At 64.7% G+C, this 19,212-nt stretch carries 18 protein-coding genes; 10 read left to right on the forward strand and 8 right to left on the reverse strand.

The features are described from left to right. Positions 1 to 162: 162 nt before the first annotated feature. The 3 genes from AB0O58_RS24175 to AB0O58_RS24185 all read right to left on the reverse strand — a co-directional run bounded on the left by AB0O58_RS24175 (position 163) and on the right by AB0O58_RS24185 (position 5,319). Positions 163 to 1,458 carry a lipase family protein gene (locus AB0O58_RS24175; RefSeq protein WP_366238907.1) on the reverse strand — a complete coding sequence of 432 codons (1,296 nt, stop codon included), beginning with the start codon at positions 1,456 to 1,458 and terminating at the stop codon, positions 163 to 165. A gap of 587 nt (positions 1,459 to 2,045) precedes the next feature. Next, positions 2,046 to 3,239: a helix-turn-helix domain-containing protein gene (locus AB0O58_RS24180; RefSeq protein WP_366238884.1), complete on the reverse strand. Its 1,194-nt coding sequence runs from the start codon at positions 3,237 to 3,239 to the stop codon at positions 2,046 to 2,048. A gap of 778 nt (positions 3,240 to 4,017) precedes the next feature. Beyond that, positions 4,018 to 5,319, reverse strand: a complete 1,302-nt coding sequence (locus AB0O58_RS24185; protein WP_366238886.1) for an MFS transporter — start codon at positions 5,317 to 5,319, stop codon at positions 4,018 to 4,020. A gap of 283 nt (positions 5,320 to 5,602) precedes the next feature. Between AB0O58_RS24185 and AB0O58_RS24190 the strand changes: the two genes are divergently transcribed. Then, the gene (locus AB0O58_RS24190) at positions 5,603 to 7,012 is read left to right on the forward strand and encodes an FAD-linked oxidase C-terminal domain-containing protein (protein WP_366238887.1); all 1,410 of its coding nucleotides are present in this window, start codon (positions 5,603 to 5,605) and stop codon (positions 7,010 to 7,012) included. Here AB0O58_RS24190 and AB0O58_RS24195 read toward each other — a convergent pair. The 5 genes from AB0O58_RS24195 to AB0O58_RS24215 form a co-directional block, all read right to left on the reverse strand. Beyond that, positions 6,996 to 8,108, reverse strand: coding sequence for a helix-turn-helix domain-containing protein (locus AB0O58_RS24195; protein WP_366238888.1), 1,113 nt, complete (start codon positions 8,106 to 8,108; stop codon positions 6,996 to 6,998). The two genes, AB0O58_RS24190 and AB0O58_RS24195, sit on opposite strands and share 17 nt — an antisense overlap. Before the next feature lie 30 nt (positions 8,109 to 8,138). Then, positions 8,139 to 8,507, reverse strand: a complete 369-nt coding sequence (paaI, locus tag AB0O58_RS24200) for a hydroxyphenylacetyl-CoA thioesterase PaaI (protein ID WP_045841663.1) — start codon at positions 8,505 to 8,507, stop codon at positions 8,139 to 8,141. Positions 8,508 to 8,530: 23 nt separating this feature from the next. Beyond that, the gene (locus AB0O58_RS24205; RefSeq protein WP_222066751.1) at positions 8,531 to 8,848 is read right to left on the reverse strand and encodes an EthD family reductase; all 318 of its coding nucleotides are present in this window, start codon (positions 8,846 to 8,848) and stop codon (positions 8,531 to 8,533) included. Beyond that, a complete protein-coding gene (gene paaZ, locus AB0O58_RS24210; protein ID WP_366238890.1) occupies positions 8,845 to 10,872 on the reverse strand; it encodes a phenylacetic acid degradation bifunctional protein PaaZ in 2,028 nt (675 codons plus the stop codon). The genes AB0O58_RS24205 and paaZ overlap by 4 nt, the downstream gene beginning before the upstream one ends. 111 nt (positions 10,873 to 10,983) lie before the next feature. Continuing rightward, positions 10,984 to 11,595, reverse strand: coding sequence for a TetR/AcrR family transcriptional regulator (locus tag AB0O58_RS24215; protein ID WP_222095468.1), 612 nt, complete (start codon positions 11,593 to 11,595; stop codon positions 10,984 to 10,986). Between the two features lie 111 nt (positions 11,596 to 11,706). On the opposite strand from AB0O58_RS24215, the gene AB0O58_RS24220 reads away from it, so the two are divergent. The 9 genes from AB0O58_RS24220 to paaE all read left to right on the forward strand — a co-directional run bounded on the left by AB0O58_RS24220 (position 11,707) and on the right by paaE (position 19,210). Continuing rightward, positions 11,707 to 12,906, forward strand: a complete 1,200-nt coding sequence (locus AB0O58_RS24220) for a thiolase family protein (protein WP_094651609.1) — start codon at positions 11,707 to 11,709, stop codon at positions 12,904 to 12,906. Continuing rightward, complete coding sequence (locus AB0O58_RS24225; RefSeq protein ID WP_366238891.1) at positions 12,903 to 13,625, forward strand: enoyl-CoA hydratase/isomerase family protein; 723 nt, start codon at positions 12,903 to 12,905, stop codon at positions 13,623 to 13,625. The genes AB0O58_RS24220 and AB0O58_RS24225 overlap by 4 nt, the downstream gene beginning before the upstream one ends. Then, positions 13,622 to 14,473, forward strand: a complete 852-nt coding sequence (locus AB0O58_RS24230) for a 3-hydroxyacyl-CoA dehydrogenase family protein (RefSeq protein WP_032368686.1) — start codon at positions 13,622 to 13,624, stop codon at positions 14,471 to 14,473. Before AB0O58_RS24225 ends, AB0O58_RS24230 begins: the two co-directional genes overlap by 4 nt. After that, complete coding sequence (locus AB0O58_RS24235) at positions 14,470 to 15,240, forward strand: enoyl-CoA hydratase-related protein (RefSeq protein WP_366238892.1); 771 nt, start codon at positions 14,470 to 14,472, stop codon at positions 15,238 to 15,240. The genes AB0O58_RS24230 and AB0O58_RS24235 overlap by 4 nt, the downstream gene beginning before the upstream one ends. 120 nt (positions 15,241 to 15,360) lie before the next feature. Further along, the gene (gene paaA / locus AB0O58_RS24240) at positions 15,361 to 16,308 is read left to right on the forward strand and encodes a 1,2-phenylacetyl-CoA epoxidase subunit PaaA (protein WP_366238893.1); all 948 of its coding nucleotides are present in this window, start codon (positions 15,361 to 15,363) and stop codon (positions 16,306 to 16,308) included. Then, entirely contained in the window at positions 16,305 to 16,667 is a 363-nt protein-coding gene (gene paaB, locus AB0O58_RS24245) for a 1,2-phenylacetyl-CoA epoxidase subunit PaaB (protein WP_027494657.1), read from the forward strand. The genes paaA and paaB overlap by 4 nt, the downstream gene beginning before the upstream one ends. Positions 16,668 to 16,695: 28 nt before the next feature. Then, on the forward strand, positions 16,696 to 17,613 hold the full coding sequence (paaC, locus tag AB0O58_RS24250) for a 1,2-phenylacetyl-CoA epoxidase subunit PaaC (protein WP_206498594.1): 918 nt from the start codon (positions 16,696 to 16,698) through the stop codon (positions 17,611 to 17,613). Beyond that, complete coding sequence (paaD, locus tag AB0O58_RS24255) at positions 17,607 to 18,116, forward strand: 1,2-phenylacetyl-CoA epoxidase subunit PaaD (RefSeq protein ID WP_366238908.1); 510 nt, start codon at positions 17,607 to 17,609, stop codon at positions 18,114 to 18,116. The genes paaC and paaD overlap by 7 nt, the downstream gene beginning before the upstream one ends. Further along, entirely contained in the window at positions 18,116 to 19,210 is a 1,095-nt protein-coding gene (gene paaE / locus AB0O58_RS24260; protein WP_366238894.1) for a 1,2-phenylacetyl-CoA epoxidase subunit PaaE, read from the forward strand. Before paaD ends, paaE begins: the two co-directional genes overlap by 1 nt. Positions 19,211 to 19,212 lie beyond the last annotated feature (2 nt).

Genomic DNA, 19,212 nt, shown 5'->3' on the forward strand with positions numbered 1-19,212 from the left:
ACCACCCCCCGGATCATTGATGACAGGGGCGAGAAGTCATACCGGGTCTGGCGACCGTAGCCCTCGGTTTCAAGGACCAGCTAAAAGATAACGGGCGTGCGCTCGGGGTGGCCCACCGCGACACACCTGTGGGAAGACACGGGCATAGGTCGCGTAAGGCCGTCAGCGCGAATGTTGCTGCGGTGCGAGTGAATTCCCGGGCGCGATGCGACCGCAGTTCGTCGGTACCGGCTTGTTGTCGAAGCGGTCGAGGAGCCATCCGACTGCACCGGGGAACCACAGTGCGGCTCCGGGAATGTGGCTGATGGTGTTGTACTCGTCGTACTGCACGGTCACACCTGCGTCGCAGTACTTGTTCATCAGTGCGCGGACGTCGCCGGCGACCATGATGCCGTCGCCGGGGCCGGTGCCTACCGGGCCCGGTTGGGTGCCTTCGAGAATCCCGTTCGATGCCTGTGCGACGAACATCGGGACGGTGGGGATGGGGGCTTGGCCCATGTTGATCTTGTTGACCACGTCGACGTACTCGGGGACGGTGTTCGGATCGGTGTATTCCGGCTTGACCAGGTCCGTCCATCGCAGTCCGGGATATTGGAGGAGGACGTTGAGGATGGATGCGTCTTTCAAGTGCGCCATGATTTCGCGGCCGTAGTCGTTGATGTAGGGGTCGAAGTCGATTCCGTACGCGCGTCCTATGCCGATGATGGCCATGCCGACCACTCCGCCCCAGGTGATGCTGCCGCTGGCGTAGCGGAGGTTGTTCGCCGGGTTGACCAGCAATCCGCCCTGGGCTGCACCGATCAGATTGTCTGCGATGTCGGGTGCGTAGTCGGCCGCCATTATTGACGCCCAGTTGGTGGCGATGGCACCGCCGGAGTATCCGAGCAGACCGATGCGGGAAGAGTCGGTGACGCCGCTGCCCGGTACCTGTTGTGCAGCGCGTAGCGAGTCCAGGGTCATCATTCCGTACTCGGGGCCGGCTGCGAAGTCCGCGGTAGGGCCCTGGGTGTCGGCGAGAACGACGGTGTAACCGAGAGCCAGGAACGGGGCGATGACCGTGCCTTCGCCGGATACCGCGGAGCCTCCGACACCGACGTTCCGTCCGCTCGGTGTCAGCGACAGCAAGGGTGTGTTACCGGCGATGGCTCGGGACGGCCCGTCGTCGGGGTTGAGCGAGTCGTACGCCGATTGGTAGGAGATGACCTTGTCCGGTTGCGCGTTCGGGGGCCGCAGCACCGAGGTGACGTTGGCGGACGGTCGTCCCTGCGCATCAGTCGATCGGTACAGGATCTGCACGGCGTCGAGTGGGGTCGCCACATTGAGCAGGTGATAGGGGACGGTGCGCACACCGAGAACGGATCCGGGTGCGTAACTCTCCAGGGCGGCCGTGCCGGTGTAGCGGAAGAAGGGGTCGTCGACCGGCTGCGCGGACACCGCCGCTGCTCCGTGGGTGAGGATGGCGGCGGCGGCAAGGCCGACGATCAAGAGCGAACGACTTCTGCGGAGCACGGTGTCACCTGTCTGTTATGTGTCGGGTCGGGGGGTGCCCACGGCCGGACGTATGTCGTAGGTCACAAAACTTTCCGGTCGGTAAGTTAGCACCGGTCACCCGGATGTCACCCCTGCTTTGTCACCAGGTGATGAACGCCCTACGCAGGGCGGTCCAACGCTATTGCTCCGGCGGAATACCCAGATCACAGTCGGCGCTCACGCGACGCGCCGCCACTTCACTCGACGAGCGGGGGTACTGGGGACGAGCAGTGGTACCGGGGACGAGCAGGGGTATGGGTGAAACGGACGCGATTCATCGCCAAAAGGTCCCCCGCTCGGCGGCTGGTTTCTGCTCGACACACCAGCAGCCACGTACCACCCCCAGGACCAGACAATCCCCACCCTCGCAGGAACCGTCTCAGGAACCACCACCACCGACCGCGACACCGACGATTCGGCAGTCGAGACCGGAGGGGCGCGCCGCCCCTGAGAACACTTACCTCGACGTCACAGCCCGGTAAGAAGCCGTAGTTTGCCAGGGCACCGATATCGGATCACGTGGGTCGCTGCAGCTGACGTAGCTGTAGTGCGGTGTCGAGTGCGAGCCGATGCCACGCACGGCGCGGGTCACGTCCGGTCACCTCCCGTGCCCGTCGGAGCCGGTATCTCAGTGTCTGAGGGTGTACGTGCAGGGCGGCGGCGGCTTCGGTGGCGGTTCCGGTGGCGATGAACGCGGACAGTCCTGCCAGTAGGTGGTTGTGGGCGGGTTCGGTGAGCGTGCCGAGAACGGCGGCGACGACGGCGTTCGTGTCCGCGTACGGCCGGGCGGTGAGCAGGGCCAGCAACTGACTGTCGCCTTCGTCGAGAACGGCACGGTCATCGAACGCGTGCTCGGGTGCTGCGCCGAGTCCGTCGGCGGCCAGTCGGTAGCTGGCGCTGACCTCCGTGATCGGACGACGTGCCACCGCAGAGCCCCGCAGATACCGCTCCGCGCACACCGCGTCGACGTCCGCGAGGTCGACGGCGGCAGGCAGCAGGAACACCGAGCGGTGATCGCGGCGCGTGGCCAACTGCGCGTCTTCCGTTGCGCGGTCGCCGCCGAGCGCACCCAAGACGTTGTCGAGGTCCTCGTGACGGACGGTGTCCGTCGAGTCGGCACGGCCGACGACGAGAACCGTCGGATGGGTGGGCAGGGTGAGGGCGAGCTCTCGCGATCTGTCGGCGAGCGCGCCGGGCGAGTTCTGGCGGCCGGCCAGGAGATCGTCGAGCAGCGCCGACCGGGCGTGCTCACCGTCAGAGGCCAGTCGTTCTCGTGCCGCGGTGTATGCACCGATGATTTCCTCGGAGATGGCATCGATTCCGTCCAACGCGGCGATGCTCAGTTCTGCGATGTCGGCCGGGTCGAGGTCGGCGAGGTGAACGGAGGCAATGTGGCGGATGAACACACTCGACGCCACCCGGTAGGCGCGCAGCACGTCGCTGAGTGGGCGCCCGTCCGAGGCGCGAGCCACACCGATGGCGCGGAACCGCGCCCGGTCGCGATCGTCGAGTTCCGCGGTGTCCGCGTTCCATATCTGCATGAGCCTTCGTAGCGACCAGTATGCGATACCTTCCACGTCGGCCAGCTGGGGACCGTGCAGGTCCCGGTAGGCCGGGATCGCCGCCCTGATCGCCAACACCGCCTCACCGACGACCGAGGACAGCTCGCGTTCGACACGTAGCGCCACAGTTTCGCGTGCCCGAACCATCTACGCACCTACTTTCCTTTTGTCACTCCCTGACAAAAGATATCGCGGCAGTAGAGCTTCTCGTTGCCGACTGGCGGGTCAGGTGACCGCAGCGCGCTCGTCTACACCGACCAGCAGTGATATTGCGAGTGAGGGCATCGTCCTGCACCAGTGGGAGCTGCTCACCCATACGTCGAACCACTGAGCTGCGTGCTCGGGCAGGGGACTGCATTGCTTCGGCCAATGTCTCGACGTGCCGGCGGATCATCGCGAATCGCCAGGGCTGCAGCGTCAGCGGACATGTCGCCGCTGATGACTTGCTCGACAATTTCATCGATGCGACTCACGATTCAATACTTCTGCGCCCAGGGTTGATTGGCTGCTCTGCGTAGCCGCATTCCTGTCGCGCCGAACACAGCTTCTGGACAGTTGCTATTCGCTCGTGAAGCGCTGCTCTACTTTCGAGCCGAACCTCCCCTGCCGCTCTCAGCTATGTCCTCAGCGACGGGGCATAGCTTGGATGGAAACACCGCGTCCAGGCCGTTGGGGACATCGACGCTTGAAACGTTGCCCGGGTCTGCACAACAGTCACTCGCCGCATGTTGTTTGGTTCCATCGACAGTCGAGCGCGCCTAAGGGCATCTCCGACCTATGCGGCGTGCGCACTTCTCGATCGGTCAACAGACGTCCATGCGGTGCTCGATGTCGTCTCACACACCGAACCCGTCGCAATCGGACGTGCATACATTTGACGAAAGCCCCGAACCACTATCGTTTCGGGGCTTTCGTCGTACGAGTGTCAGACGTTCAAATCCCCGTCTCGACGGTTTTTGATCCGTGAGGTCGCAATGAAGGAGACGGCCGCCAGAATCATCAGGTAGATCGAGATGGACATCGAGGTACCCGTGCCCTTGAACAAAGCCTCTGAGATCGTTGGGACGAAGGCTCCACCGAGCACGGTGCCGATGGCGTAGCCGATCGATGCTCCACTGAATCGGACTGCTGCGGGGAACATCTCGGCGTACAGAGCCGGCTGTGGACCGTAGGAGAGTCCGAGTCCGACGGCGAAGAGACCGAGGGCCACGTAGATCCAGTGCAACTCACCGGTGTCGACGAGCAGGAAGAACGGAATGGCGCACAACACCATTGCCGCGTTTCCGACGTTCATGATGGTGGTGCGGGCATAGCGATCGGACAGATACGCACCGAGAAGTGTGAACACTCCCCAGACCATGGCCGCGAACAGGCTGGCCACCAACACGTCCACCCGAGCGAGCCCGTGTTCACGCGTCGAGTACGCCACGATGAAACCGCCGACGATGATGTACCCGTTGCCGTTGGTGCCGATGAACGACAGAGCGGCCAGCATGACCTGCTTCTTGTTGGTGCGCCACAGTGCGCGAACGGGAGTGTGGTTGCGCTCCTTGCGTTCTGCGAGCTCCTTGAACACCGGAGTTTCCTCGACGCGGCGGCGAATGTAGAAGCCGACGAGGATCAGCACGAAGCTGATGAGGAACGGAATACGCCAGCCCCAGGCCTCGAACTGCTCTTCGCTCAGCAAGCCGGTGCACAGTGCCAAGGTGCCGACCGCGATGAGCATGCCGAGCGGAACACCCATCTGAGTTGCCGCACCGTAGATTCCGCGCTTGCCCTTCGGCGCATGCTCGACGGCCATCAGCGCAGCGCCGCCCCATTCACCGCCGGTGGAGAAGCCCTGGAGGATGCGCAGCAAGATCAGGATGATCGGAGCCCAGATGCCGATGGTCGCGTAGGTGGGCAGCAGTCCCATACCGACGGTGGCGGCACCCATCAGCGTCAGGGTGGCGATGAGCACCTTTTTGCGGCCGATCTTGTCACCGAAGTAGCCCGCCACGATGGCACCGAGAGGCCGGAAGATGAAGCTGATGCCGATGGTGACGTAGGCAACCAGCTGGCCCGCGGTCCCCATCGGTGCGAAGAACAGGTTGGCGAAAATCAAAGACGCTGCCTGCGCGTAGATGAAGAAGTCGTACCACTCGACGGTGGTACCGACCATGCTGGCCATCGCGGCGCGGCGATGCTCACGCGACACCCCGGTAGGCGTCTCGACCTGTGTTGACATCGACTTGTCTCGTTTCGTTCGGGCTCCGGCGCTCGTGAGAGGAAGCGGCAGTTCGGAGTGTCGTGGGGTAGGAACAGCGGCGGACTCGGCAACCGACGAACCGGATAAAACTCACCGTCCATTCGGTCGGTAATTACTGTGACCGGCACCACCGTAGTTTGTCAAGGTGGTCGCGTTCTCTACAGCACAATCGACCCACTTCGTGGGGAATTACCGATCCGAGCCCCTCGCTTCGTCCGGAACGACGCAGACATCGACAGTGACGCCGGTCATACTCGAACTCATGGCCGCACCCACGTCGACTTTCTTTCATCACTCTCCGATCATCGACGACCTGATGCGCGCTCTGGGTACGGATGCGGTGGTCACCGACCCGGATATCCTCGAGAGCTTTCGACACGACGCAGCCGCCCTCTGCGAATCAGCCCTTCCGCTGGCAGCGGTACTGCCGAGCACGGAAGCGCACGTGCAGGCAATCATGAGAATCGCTTCGGCACATCGCATTCCCGTGGTGCCACAGGGAGCGTTGACCGGTCTGGCGGGAGCGGCGAATGCCGGCGTCGGGGTCATCGCCCTCAACACCCGGCGCATGAACGCGATCGTCGAATTGGACGTCGTCAACCGCACTGCCGTCGTGCAACCCGGCGTCACCAACAAAGAGTTGAAAGATGCCGCCCTACAACAAGGACTGACGTACCTCCCCGATCCATCCAGTTGGGAGGCCTCGACGATCGGGGGCAACATCGCCACCAACGCCGGCGGCCTGTGCTGCGTGAAGTACGGCGTCACAGCACGATTCGTCCGTGGCCTGCGAGTCGTACTCGCCGACGGCCGGGCGACGTTCGTCGGTCGACGCACCGTCAAGGGCGTGGCCGGTCTCTCTCTGGCGGAGCTGTTCGTCGGATCCGAGGGCACACTCGGCATCATCACCGAGGCGACCGTCGGCCTCGACTTTCCCGCTGCGACCCCTTTGACCATGGCAGCGACCTTCCCGTCCACCGTCGCGGCGGGAGAGGCGGTGTCACGTATACGTGCCGCTGGTATCACTCCGAGCCTGTTCGAGTTGTTGGACCGCACCACCATCGCCGCCATCGACGCCTACGCGCGGATGGACTTCGGCACCGACGCAGCAGCAGTGTTGATCGCCCAATCCGACATCGGTGCAGGCGCTGTGGAGGAGCTCGAGGCGATTGCCGCACTGTGCACCGAATCCGGTGCGACCGACGTGGCCGTCGCCGAGGACGAGGTCGAATCCGAGCAACTCGTGCAGGCCCGTCGTCTGGCGTACCCGGCGCTCGAGCGTCTCGGCTCACCGTTGGTCGACGATGTGTCCGTTCCTATTTCGCAGCTCGCCGCAATGATCGACGAGGTCGGACGCATCGCCGAGCGCATCGGCATCGTCATCGGCGTCGTCGGCCACGCAGGGGACGGCAACATCCATCCGACGGTCATCGTCGACCCGATGGACCCGTCATCGTTGGTCAAGGCACACCGCGCGTTCGACGAGATCGCGGCATTCGCCCTCTCGCTGGGCGGGACCATTACCGGTGAGCACGGCGTCGGCCTGCTCAAACGCGATCTTCTCGAGACCGAACTCGATTCTGTTGCAGCGGAACTGCAGCGCGGCATCAAGGAGCTGCTCGACCCGCATTACCTGCTCAACCCAGGGAAGGTCCTCACCGCCCGGTCGTGAGCCGCAGCGACATCCACACCAGTAAACGGGTGTCCACGTCGTCGAGATCGAGACCGAACAACTCCTTGGTACGCCGAAGTCGGTAGCGAAAGGTATTGGGATGCAGGTACAGCGATGCTGCTGCGGCGGCGACATTGGACTCGTGTGCCAACAACGCCAGCACCGTCGCGGCGTATTCCGTACCTTCCGAGGCATCGCAGGACAGCATCAGTTCGACGGCAGGCAACGCGAGCGACACCTCCGACAGCGCCTCCCCCGCTCTCCGAAGAGTGACCGATACCCGATTCTGCTCGAATGTCGTTGTTTGTGCGCCTGTTTCGATCGCGTCGAGTACCCAGAGAGCATGTCTGAGCGCTATCGCGGGACGGGCGTCCGGGCCACCGATCGCGAAGCTCACCGCAGCACCGAAGGCCGTCTCCGCCCGTCGTCGAACCTCCTCCGCCTCCGCAGCGAACGCGCGTTCGTCGTCGGACTCCACCACCAGCAGGACGGTGTTCCCGTCGACGATGCATCCGGAGTCGCCCGCGTTGCCGAACGTGAGCTGCAGCAGACCAGCGAGCTGCACCAACATTTTCTGCGCTCGCGGCGACTCCACTTTTGCGGCCAGAACGGCGTAGCGCTTTCCCGGCGTAGTGACGACCTCGGGATCGGTCAGCAACGCATGCACCCTGGGATTGTCGGCATCGGCCGGATGATGTCGGGCCGACAACAACGGCACTGCAGCTGCGGCCGCACGCATCAATGCAGCCACTGCCGCAGGGGCCGGCGGACGGATGCCGACACCGGACGCAATGCACCAGATGGAGCCGAGGTACTCACCGTCGACCGAAACCGCTACTGCCAGACGGGGTAGCGCACCGGCCACATCGACGACGTGCACGGTCGAGCTGCGCCGGAAGTCCGGATCGATGTGATGCACCATGTATCGAGCCGGGACCTGCTTGCCCAGAATGCCGTCGCGTCGCACGTCGTCGATCGGCTGCCCCGGCACCGACGAATACGCCACCACATAGCCCTGCGGATCCATCACCGACACAGCACCACCCACCGCAGTGGCGGTGGCGTCTGCCAGCGCCGACAGGTCTGCAGTGGTCACCGACTCACAGTACTTCCACGCGCCGGATCGCTAGCGCGCTATCGTGCGACTGTCGCCTCGGAATTCGGCGATCAGCTCGTCTCGGCACGTCACCGACACGTCGTAGATACCGTTGCGGCCGAACCTCGCACGCTCGACGGCGTCGGCGACGAGGACGTCACCGACCTTCGTCGGACGGAGGTACCGGATGTCGCATCGGGCAGCGACGGCCGAATCCTCGTGCGAGTTGCAGGCCATAGCGAACGTCGTATCCGCAAGCAGGAAGACGTATCCGCCGTGCGTGATGGCGTAACCGTTGACCATGTCCTCGGTCACGACCATCGACATTCTCGCGTGACCGGGTGACAGCTCGATCAGTTCGATGCCGAGCTTGCGGGACGCGGCGTCGACCTCGAACATCTCCCGCGCAATAGGCGAATCGGTCACGGCCGCAACACCGACTGCTCGTTCTGGGTGAACATCGTGACGCCACCGCTTGCGAAGTTCCGCAGATCCTTGCCTGCCGCTGTCATCTCGGGCGATGCCAATGCTGCCTTCAGCGACGCCTCGTCCGCGAAGTACAGACTTGCGATCGCGTAGTACGGCGGCGGGGACTCGTCGAGCGAGTCGAGCGTGCCCCAGGTGAAGTCGATCAGGCCGGGAACTGCCCGAGCGAGGGGCACGTGCACCTCGGCGTAGTGCCGATCGAAGGCGGCCGGGTCCTCGGGCATTCCGTAACAGACGGCTACTCGTACGCTCATGACGCGGCCTCGGGCTTCGCGACGAGAGTGAGTACGTCGTAGGTCGCGACGGGGTCACCGTCCTGGTTGACCACCACTGCGTCCCACCGCACCTCGCCGTAATCGGCACTCTGACGCGGGGTGATGAGCTTGGCCGTCAACGTGACCGTCAGCGAATCCTCGGCCTTGACCGGCGTCAGGAAGCGCAGGCTGTCGACGCCGAAGTTCGCCAGGACTGGGCCCGGTGCCGGGTCGACGAACAGCCCTGCGGCCAGCGAGACCACCAGGTAGCCGTGCGCCACGATGACGCCGAACAACGGATTTGCCGCCGCCGCTTGGGGATCGGTGTGCGCGTAGAACGTGTCGCCGGTGAATTCGGCGAAGTGATCGATGTCGGCGCGGGTGACCTGTCGTGGGCCACCGACGATGGTATCGCCCAGTCGCAGTTCGCCGAGGTTCTTGCGGAACGGGTGAACGTCGCCGGTCGTCTGCTTCGCTCCGGTGACCCACTTGTTGCCGATGGCCGTCAGAACGTCCGGGGTTCCCTGGATTGCGGTGCGCTGCATGTGGTGCAGGACGCCGCGGATACCGCCGAGTTCTTCACCACCGCCTGCGCGGCCGGGTCCGCCGTGCACCAGTACTGGTAGCGGCGAACCGTGACCGGTCGATTCCTTGGCGTCCTCAGAGTTCAGGACCAGGATGCGCCCGTGATACGGAGCGGTGCCCAGGACGATCTCGCGCGCGATGGCCGAATCTTTGGTCACCAGAGATGCGACCAGAGAGCCCTTTCCGCGGGCGACGAGGTCGAGCAGGTCTGCGGTGCTGTCGTAACCGATGACGGTGGAGACGGGCCCGAATGCCTCGATCTCGTGCGGTTCGGGTGCGCTCTTGTCGCCGGCCCGCAACAGGACCGGTGCCATGAAGGCACCGGGCCGTGAATCCACGGTCTCGGGATCACCGAAGACGACGGTGGCCGACTTGATCAGTCCACGAATGGATTTGAGGACCTCGTCACGCTGGTCGATGCTGGCAAGTGCACCCATGGTGACGCCGTCGTCCTGCGGGTCACCGACGACGACCTTGTCGAGCTTGGCCTTCAGCGCCTCGATGACGGGTTCGACCGAGTCCTGCGGCACCAGCACGCGGCGGATGGCCGTGCACTTCTGGCCGACTTTGGATGTCATCTCGGTGAAGACACCCTTGACGAACAGATCGAACTCCGGATCACTCTGTGACACATCGGAACCCAGGATGGACGCGTTGAGAGAATCGGCTTCCGCCGTGAAATGGAGTCCCTCGCCGACGACGTTGGGGTGTGAGCGCAGGGTCGCAGCGGTATCGGCCGATCCGGTGAAGGCCACCGAGTCCTGGCCGCCGAGGTGGTCGAGGACACCGCGGGCACTGCCGCACAGCAACTGAACCGACCCCTCGGGCAGCAACCCCGACTCGATGATCCGACGGAAGACAAGCTCGGTCAGGTACGCAGTTTGGCTGGCGGGCTTGACGATCGAGGGCACGCCCGCGATGAACGCGGGTGCCAGCTTTTCGAGGAAGCCCCAGACGGGGAAGTTGTACGCGTTGATCTGCACGGCGACGCCGCGCCGGGAGGTGTAGATGTGCTGACCGAGGAAGGTGCCCTTCTTGCCGAGCTGCTCGATGGCGCCGTCGAGGTAGACCGTCTCGTTGGGGAGTTCACGTCGAGCCTTGCTCGCGTAGCTCAGCACGGTGCCGAAACCGCCGTCGATGTCGACGCCGGAATCGCGGGTGGTAGCTCCGGTGTGCCGGGAGAGTTGGTAGAACTCCTCTTTGCCTGCCAAAAGTGTCAGACCCAGTTGCTTGAGCAGGGCTGCACGTTCGTGGAACGTCAGGGCTGCGAGCGCGGGGCCGCCGACGGTGCGGGCGTAATCGATCATGCCTGCGACGTCGAGACCGCTGGACGACACCCGGGCGATCTCACTGCCGTCGACGGCGCTCAGCAGCGGCGTTCCCTCGTCGGTCGCGGAATACCACGTGCCCTGGGCATAGCTTTCCAGAAGTCTGCTCACAACGCCTCCATCTCACCGTACGTTCGGTCGGTAATTACCATCGCCGCCGAACGCCGAGAAGTCAAGACCAGGAGTGGAGCCTGCGGAACGACCCGGCTGAGCATGCCCTCGCTACGTGCGGCGCAGGCCGTCGAAGGTCAGCGCGACCACGGCGTCGGCCAATTCCTCGACGGATCCCCCGGTGCGCGGGCGGTACCACTCGATGAGCGAGTTGACCGTGCCGAAGACGAGCTTGGACGCCAGCGCCGGGTCGACGCCGGGACGCAGGTCACCTTCCTCGGCGGCGGCCACGACGAGCCCGGTGACGAACGTGTCGAATTCACGTCTGCGGGCGAGGGCCCGTCGCTCGACGTCGGTGTTGCCTCGCACGCGCAGCAGCAGCGTCACGTAGGGAAGTTCCGCGCAGAGGATGTCCACGCTTCGCCGGACCAGGTATTCGAGGCGGTCGATGTAGCGACCGGTGGTGGCGCGATCCTCGGTGGTCACGGCGAACAGCGCATTCAGAGCCCGCGACAGTGCGAGCTCGAGCAACTCGGACTTGCCCGATACGTGGTGGTAGATCGAGGACTTGGTGATGCCGAGCCGCTTCGCCAGAACTTCCATGCTGGTGCCGTCGTACCCCCGGTCGTTGAAGACCTTGACCGCCACGGCCAAGAGCGAATCCAGGTCGTATCCCGGCCGCCCTGGCTGTCCGGTCTTGCGCGGCGCGCGTGCGGTTGTCATTGCCACATCTTCGCAGTCGGCGGCCGATTCCACAGCACCGCGGACAGCAAACCTTGCCAAACGACCGAATGTTCGGTTATTAATTGAGGTAATCGTACGAAGGAGACCGAAGTGGGCGAAGTATTTCTCGTGGCCGGCGCACGTACCCCGCACGGGCGCTACGGCGGTGCCCTGGCCTCGGTGCGCCCCGACGATCTCGCCGGACTGGTCGTGGCCGAAGCGGTCCGCAGAGCGGGCGTACCCGTCGACCGAATCGACGAGGTGATTCTGGGTGCGGCCAACCAGGCAGGCGAGGACAATCGCGATGTGGCCAGAATGGCGGTTCTGCTCGCAGGTCTGCCCCAGTCGGTGCCGGGATATACCGTCAATCGCCTGTGCGCGAGCGGACTGACCGCAGTAGCCAACGCCGCGAGCACCATTCGCAGCGGTGAGGCCGACATCATCGTCGCCGGTGGCGTCGAGTCCATGACGCGCGCGCCATGGGTCATGGCCAAGCCCGGGACGGCGTGGGCCAAGCCCGGCGAGATCTTCGATACCTCCCTCGGCTGGCGATTCACCAACCCGACCTTCGCAGCGCACGACGCGGGGACCGACCCCAAGATCACATTGTCGATGGGTGAGACCGCCGAAGAGGTCGCGCTCAGCGAAGGCATCACCCGTGAAGAGTCCGACGCCTTCGCCTTCCGCAGTCAGCAGCGTGCCATCGCCGCCCAGGATGCCGGGCGCTTCGCCGACGAGATCGTGCCCGTCAGCACCAAGAACGGCGAGGTCACCGAGGACGAGACGCCGCGCCGCGGAACCACGTTGGACAAGCTCGGCACCCTGAAGACCGTGTTCCGAAAGGGCGGAATCGTCACCGCCGGCACGTCGTCACCGTTCACCGACGGGGCATCGGCATTGGTGGTGGCCTCGGAAGAAGCCGTGCGCACGTACGGCCTCGAGGTTCGCGGCCGCATCGTCACCAGCGCGAGCGCCGGCATTGCGCCCCACATCATGGGACTCGGGCCGGTCCCGTCCACGCAGAAGGCGCTCACTCGCGCGGGATGGTCGATCGACGACCTCGGTGCCGTCGAACTCAACGAGGCCTTCGCGGCACAGTCCCTCGGCGTCATCCGCCAGCTGAAGCTCGACGAGGACATCGTCAACGCCGACGGCGGGGCCATCGCCCTCGGCCACCCTCTCGGCTCGTCGGGTGCTCGAATTCTGTTGACGCTGTTGGGCCGGATGGAACGCGAGAAGGCCGCCCGTGGCCTTGCGACACTGTGCGTCGGCGTCGGGCAAGGCGTGTCGATGTTGATCGAGGCACCGTGAACACGCTCATCGTCGAGGAGTCGACGGACCGCGTTGTCGTCACCCTGAGTCGCGAGAAGCAGCGCAATGCAATCGATTCCGACATGATCGGTGAGCTGCACGAGGTGTGCGCGCTCGTGGAGCAGGATCCCAGGATCGTGATCCTGACCGGAGCAGGCGAGCATTTTGCCGGCGGTGCCGACATCAACCAGTTGCGGGCCCGCACTCGCGACGACGCACTGCGCGGCATCAACCGAAACCTGTTCGATCGCATTGCAGCACTGCCCCTGCCGACGATCGCAGCCGTCCGCGGCTTCGCCCTCGGCGGTGGAGCCGAACTGTCCTATGCCTGCGACATCCGGATCGCGTCGTCGACCGCAGTCTTCGGTAATCCCGAACCGGGACTGGGCATCATGGCTGCCGCCGGAGCCAGCTACCGGCTGCCGACGCTGGTGGGCGTGTCCGTAGCGAAGCAGGTGCTTCTCGGTGGCCGGACACTCGACGCAGAGGTGGCACTTCGGTGCGGCCTGGTGCTGGACGTCGTCGACGAGCCGTTGGCTGCAGCGCATTCCCTCGCGGATCGCGTTGCCAAGCAAGCACCACTGGCACTGAAACTCACCAAGAAGATTCTCGATGCGCCCGGTTCGCACCCATGGGCCGACGACATCGCGCAGGCTGTTCTGTTCGAGACCGAAGACAAACAACGCCGCATGACGGCATTTCTGGAGAAGAAGAAATGACAGTCCCTGTGAAAGTAGCTGTTGTCGGTGGTGGCCGCATGGGTGCAGGTATTGCCCAGGTGTTCGCGGCCCTCGGCTCGAGCGTCGTCATCGCCGAAGCAGCCGACCAGACTGCAGCCCTCGGCCGAGTCTCGACCGGGCTGGACCGGGCGCACGAACGCGGCAAGCTCAGCGAGGACCCCGCTGCGATTCTCGCCCGGGTCTCCACCGTCGCCGGCCCCGCAGATCTTGCTGCCGACCTGGACGTGGTTGTCGAAGCGGTACCCGAGATCCCGTCGCTCAAGGTCGAGGTACTGGCTCTCGTCGACAAGATCGCCGGGCCCGACACGGTCATCGCGTCGAACACGAGCTCGATCTCCATCGCGGAACTCGGTGCAGCACTGAGTGATCCGAGCCGCTTCATCGGGATGCACTTCTTCAACCCGGTTCCGGCGTCGACTCTCGTCGAGATCGTGCGCGCTCCGGCCACTTCCCTAGACGTCGTGCAGCGAGTGCAGCAGTGGGTGTCACTGCTCGGCAAAACCGAGGTGCTCGTCAACGACTCCCCCGGGTTCGCTACCTCCCGGCTCGGCGTGTGCCTCGGACTCGAGGCCATCCGGATGCTGGAGGAAGGCGTCGCCGACGCCGAATCGATCGACCGCGCCATGGAACTCGGCTACAAGCATCCGATGGGTCCGTTGCGGTCCACCGACCTCGTCGGGTTGGACGTTCGGCTCGCCATCGCAGAACACCTGGCGTCGACCCTCGGCGACAGGTTCACTCCCCCGCAGTTGTTGCGAGACATGGTTGCTCGCGGTGACATCGGACGCAAGTCCGGTCGCGGCTTTCACGATTGGACGAACGCATGACGGTACGGTTCGATGTCACCGACGGCCTGGCGACCATCACTCTCGTGCGCTCCGAAGCACACAACGCCCTCGACGTCATGACGAAAGTCGGCCTGATGTCTGCAGTGCAGAACGCCGCCGCACCCAGCGTGCGCGCGGTGCTCATCACCGCGGAGGGCAAGAACTTCTGCGTCGGCCAGGACCTCGGCGAGCACGTCACCGCGCTCGAAGCCGACCCGGCCACGGCGATGGATACCGTCGGCGAGCATTACAACCCGGTCATCCGAGGGCTCGAAGCGCTCGAGGTGCCGATAGTCGTGGCCATCCCCGGCGCGTGCGTCGGCGCGGGTCTCGGAATTGCACTCGCCGGAGACATCCGAGTGGCCGGCACCAAGTCGTCGTTCGCGACGGCGTTCACCGGTATCGCCCTGGCCAGTGACTCGGGGTTGAGTTGCTCGCTGGTCGAGGCGCTGGGATCGAGCCGGGCCGCGGGATTTATGCTGCTCGGAGACAAGGTCACCGCTGCGCAGGCCCTCGACTGGGGCCTGGTGCATCGCGTCGTCGACGACGGGGACGTACTCGAGACAGCACACACGCTGGCCGCGTCACTCGCTGCCGGACCCACTCAGGCGTACAGGCAGGTCAAATCCCTGATCGCGCGGTCCGGACTGTCCGACGCACTGGACCGCGAGGCCCAGGCGCAAACCGCTCTGGGACAGACCGCCGACCACAAGGCAGCCGTCGATGCCTTCCTCGCGAAGAAGAGAGCCTCCTTCGTCGGCATGTGAGTGGAAACTCGACCCCTGCTACGAACTTTCACGCACGTGCGGCGAAGCCGCTCTTGTGCCCGGGGTCACTTCGATGCATACTGGTTACCAACCGATCATTCGGTAATGAAAGTAGGACTTATGACCACGTCAAACACCCTGTCCACCGAGACGCTGCAGGGCGGGTTCGACGAGACCATTGCCCACGAGCAGCGCGTCGAGCCTCGCGACTGGATGCCGGACGGCTACCGCAAGTCGCTCATCCGCCAGATCGCCCAGCACGCGCACTCCGAGATCATCGGCATGCAGCCGGAGGGCAACTGGCTCACCCGCGCACCGTCGCTGCGCCGCAAGGCGATCCTGATGGCCAAGGTGCAGGACGAAGCCGGTCACGGCCTCTACCTCTACTCCGCCGCGGAAACGCTCGGAGCGGACCGCGCCGACCTGACGGTCAAGCTCATCGAGGGCAAGCAGAAGTACTCCTCGATCTTCAACTACCCCACCCTGACGTACGCCGACGTGGGCACCATCGGCTGGCTGGTCGACGGCGCAGCGATCTGCAATCAGGTTCCGCTGTGCCGCAGTAGCTTCGGGCCCTACGCGCGCGCGATGATCCGCGTCTGCAAGGAAGAATCCTTCCACCAGCGTCAGGGCTACGAGCTGCTGGCCACGATGATGCGCGGCACCGACGAACAGCGTGCCATGGTTCAGGAATCCGTCAACCGATGGTGGTGGCCGGCACTGATGATGTTCGGCCCGCCGGACGACGAGTCCCCCAACACCGAGCAGTCCATGAAGTGGGGCATCAAGCGCCACACCAACGACGAACTGCGCCAACGCTTCGTCGACATGTCGATCCCGCAGGCGAAGGCACTCGGAGTCACGTTCCCCGACCCGGACCTGAAGTGGAACGAGGAGCGCAAGTCACACGATTTCGGTGAGCCCGACTGGTCCGAGTTCATGCAGGTGATCAAGGGCAACGGTGCCTCCAACGTCGAGCGCATCGCGAACCGTCGAGCAGCTCACGACGGCGGTGCCTGGGTCCGCGAGGCCGCGACCGCATTCGCCCAAAGGAACGCAGCATCATGACAGAATTCACGGCCGAGGGCGGCCACGGCGCAGTTCCCACCGACAACGTGCCGGTCGAGCCGAAAAGGGAAGCGGTCAAGGCCGATTGGCCGCTGTACGAGGTGTTCCTCCGCGGCAAGCGCGGCCTGAACCACGTGCATGTCGGATCGCTCCACGCTGCCGACGACCACATGGCCCTGCGGCATGCACGCGACGTCTACACCCGCCGCAACGAAGGCGTCAGCATCTGGGTGGTTCCGTCCAACTCGATCGTCGCGTCGTCGCCGTCGGAGAAGGATCCGTTCTTCGCGCCGAGTGGCGACAAGGTCTACCGCCACCCGACGTTCTACGAGATCCCCGACAACGTTCCCCACATGTGAGACCCATACTCCCAGAGGACTAGCACTCATGACCGATCACGACAGCGCCTACGAGGGCCTCGTCGACGAGGACTCGCACGGGCAGTGGGCATTCGGGACGAGCTTCGACGACCCGCTCGCCGGAGTCGACACCACCGTTCCCGACGACGTCGACCTGAAAGCCCTTGCCGCGTACTGCCTCATGCTCGGCGACGATGCGCTGATCAGCTCCCAGCGCCTCGCCGAATGGAGCACTCGCGCACCGGAACTGGAAGAAGAGGTGGCGCTGGCCAACGTAGGCCTCGATCTGCTCGGCCAGGCCCGGCTGCTACTGGCCCGCGCTGCGAAAGCCGATCCGACAGTGGTGCCGTTCATCTCGGACACGTCACCCGCACCCGCCGAGGATGCTCTGGCGTTCTTTCGCGACGAGGCCGACTTCCGCAACGTTCGGCTCACAGAGCTCGACAACGGCGATTTCGCGAAGTCGCTGGTTCGTCTGCTGGTGTTCTCGACGTGGCGGCTCGCCGTCTTCACTCGCCTGCAGGAATCCCGCGATCCCGTTCTCGCCGCGGTTGCGAACAAGGGCGTCAAAGAGTTGACCTACCACCGTGATTACGCCGCCCGGTGGGTCGTCACCCTGGGCTGCGGCACGGACGAATCGAAGCGACGCGTCCGCGACGCCGTGACTCGGATCTGGCCGTACGTCTCGGAACTGTTCATTCCGACGGACGAGGAGACCGCGCTCGCGAAAGTCGGTGTCGCCGTCGATCCCCGTGACGTCCGCGAGGAGTTCGATTCGGTTCTCGCACAGGTGCTGCACGCCGCGGAGCTGGACGCCCCCGAGGGCAAGTCCGTGGGCACTATCGGCGGCCGTGGTGGCCGTCGCGGCATTCACACCGAAGCATTCGGTCCGCTGATTGCCGAGATGCAGGTCGTGGCGAGGGCACATCCGGAGGGAGTCTGGTGACCACACTTCAACGAACCGCACGCGAAATCGCAGCTACCGTCATGGATCCGGAGATTCCGCTGCTCACCCTCGACGACCTCGGCGTCCTGCGCGACGTCGAGGTACGCGAGAACGGCAGCGTGCTCGTCACGATCACTCCGACGTACTCCGGCTGCCCCGCCATGGCGACGATGCGGGACGACATCGCTCACAAGCTTCAGGACCACGGCTACGCGGATGTCGAGATCGTCACCAGCCTGACGCCGGCATGGAGTACCGACTGGATCTCCGAGGAGGGCCTGCGCAAGCTGCGCGAGACCGGCTACTCCACTCCGGGTCCGGCCCCGGAACGTACATCCGGCCCGGTGCCGCTGACCTTGACCGTCAAACCCCGTCAGCTCACCTGCCCGCAATGCAGCTCGCGCAACACCCGGCTCACGTCCGAGTTCGGCGCCACGCTCTGCAAAGCCCAGTACCGGTGCGACGACTGCCTCGAGCCCTTCGACCACGTGAAGGAAATCTGATGACCGTCACCGCCGAGCCCGTTCAGAAGAATTTACGCAACAAGCCTTTTCATTCACTGACCGTTGCCGACGTGGAATCGCTCTGCGACGACGCCGTTGCCGTCACGTTCGACGTCCCGGAAGAATTGCGCAAAGAGTTCGACTTTCGCCCGGGCCAGTCACTGATGCTCAGCCGCACGGTCGACGGCGTCGAGCACCGCCGCTCCTACTCCATCTGCGCCCCGGCCGGTGCGCGTCCCCGCGTCGGTGTCCGCGAGGTGTCCGACGGTCTGTTCTCCTCCTGGCTCGTTCACGACGTCAAAGCGGGCGACCGCATCGACGTGCAGGGCCCGAGCGGCACCTTCCACGCTGATCCGGCCCAGGCCGGCAGGCACGTGCTCATCGCCGCCGGTTCCGGTATCACCCCGATGTTGTCGATTGCGGCGTCCGTTCTGGCGAATCCCGACTCCGAAGTGGTTCTGCTGTACGGCAATCGCCGGACGCGAACGGTGATGTTCGCCGAGGAGATCGCCGACCTGAAGGATCAGTACGGCAGTCGATTCGACGTCATTCACGTGCTGTCTCGCGAACCACGGGAAGTCGAATTGTTCAGCGGCAGGCTCGATGCCGACCGGCTTCGCGAGATACTCGACACCGTCGTCGCAACCCCGGACATCGACCACTTCTGGTTGTGCGGTCCGTTCGGGATGGTGAACGACGCGCAGGACGTTCTGAAGGAACTCGGCGTTGCGAAGAGCAGCATTCACCACGAACTGTTCTACGTCGACGACGTACCGCCACCGCAGGAGCAGCACCGCGAGCCCGGTATCACCGGCCCCAGCAGTGAGGTCACGATCATCCTCGATGGCCGCGAGGTGAAAGGCGCTCTGCCGCAGGACGAGTCGATTCTCGATTCGGCCGAGCAGCTGCGCTCGGATCTCCCCTTCGCATGCAAGGGCGGAGTGTGCGGCACCTGCCGCGCGAAGGTGACCTTCGGAGAGGTCGACATGCGTCGTAACTATGCATTGGAAGACAACGAGGTCGATGCCGGCTTCGTGCTCACCTGCCAAACCTTCCCACTCAGCGACACCGTCACCGTCGACTTCGACGCCTGAGA

Source organism: Rhodococcus sp. NPDC080181 (genome assembly GCF_040702225.1).
Taxonomy (GTDB): domain Bacteria; phylum Actinomycetota; class Actinomycetes; order Mycobacteriales; family Mycobacteriaceae; genus Rhodococcoides; species Rhodococcoides fascians.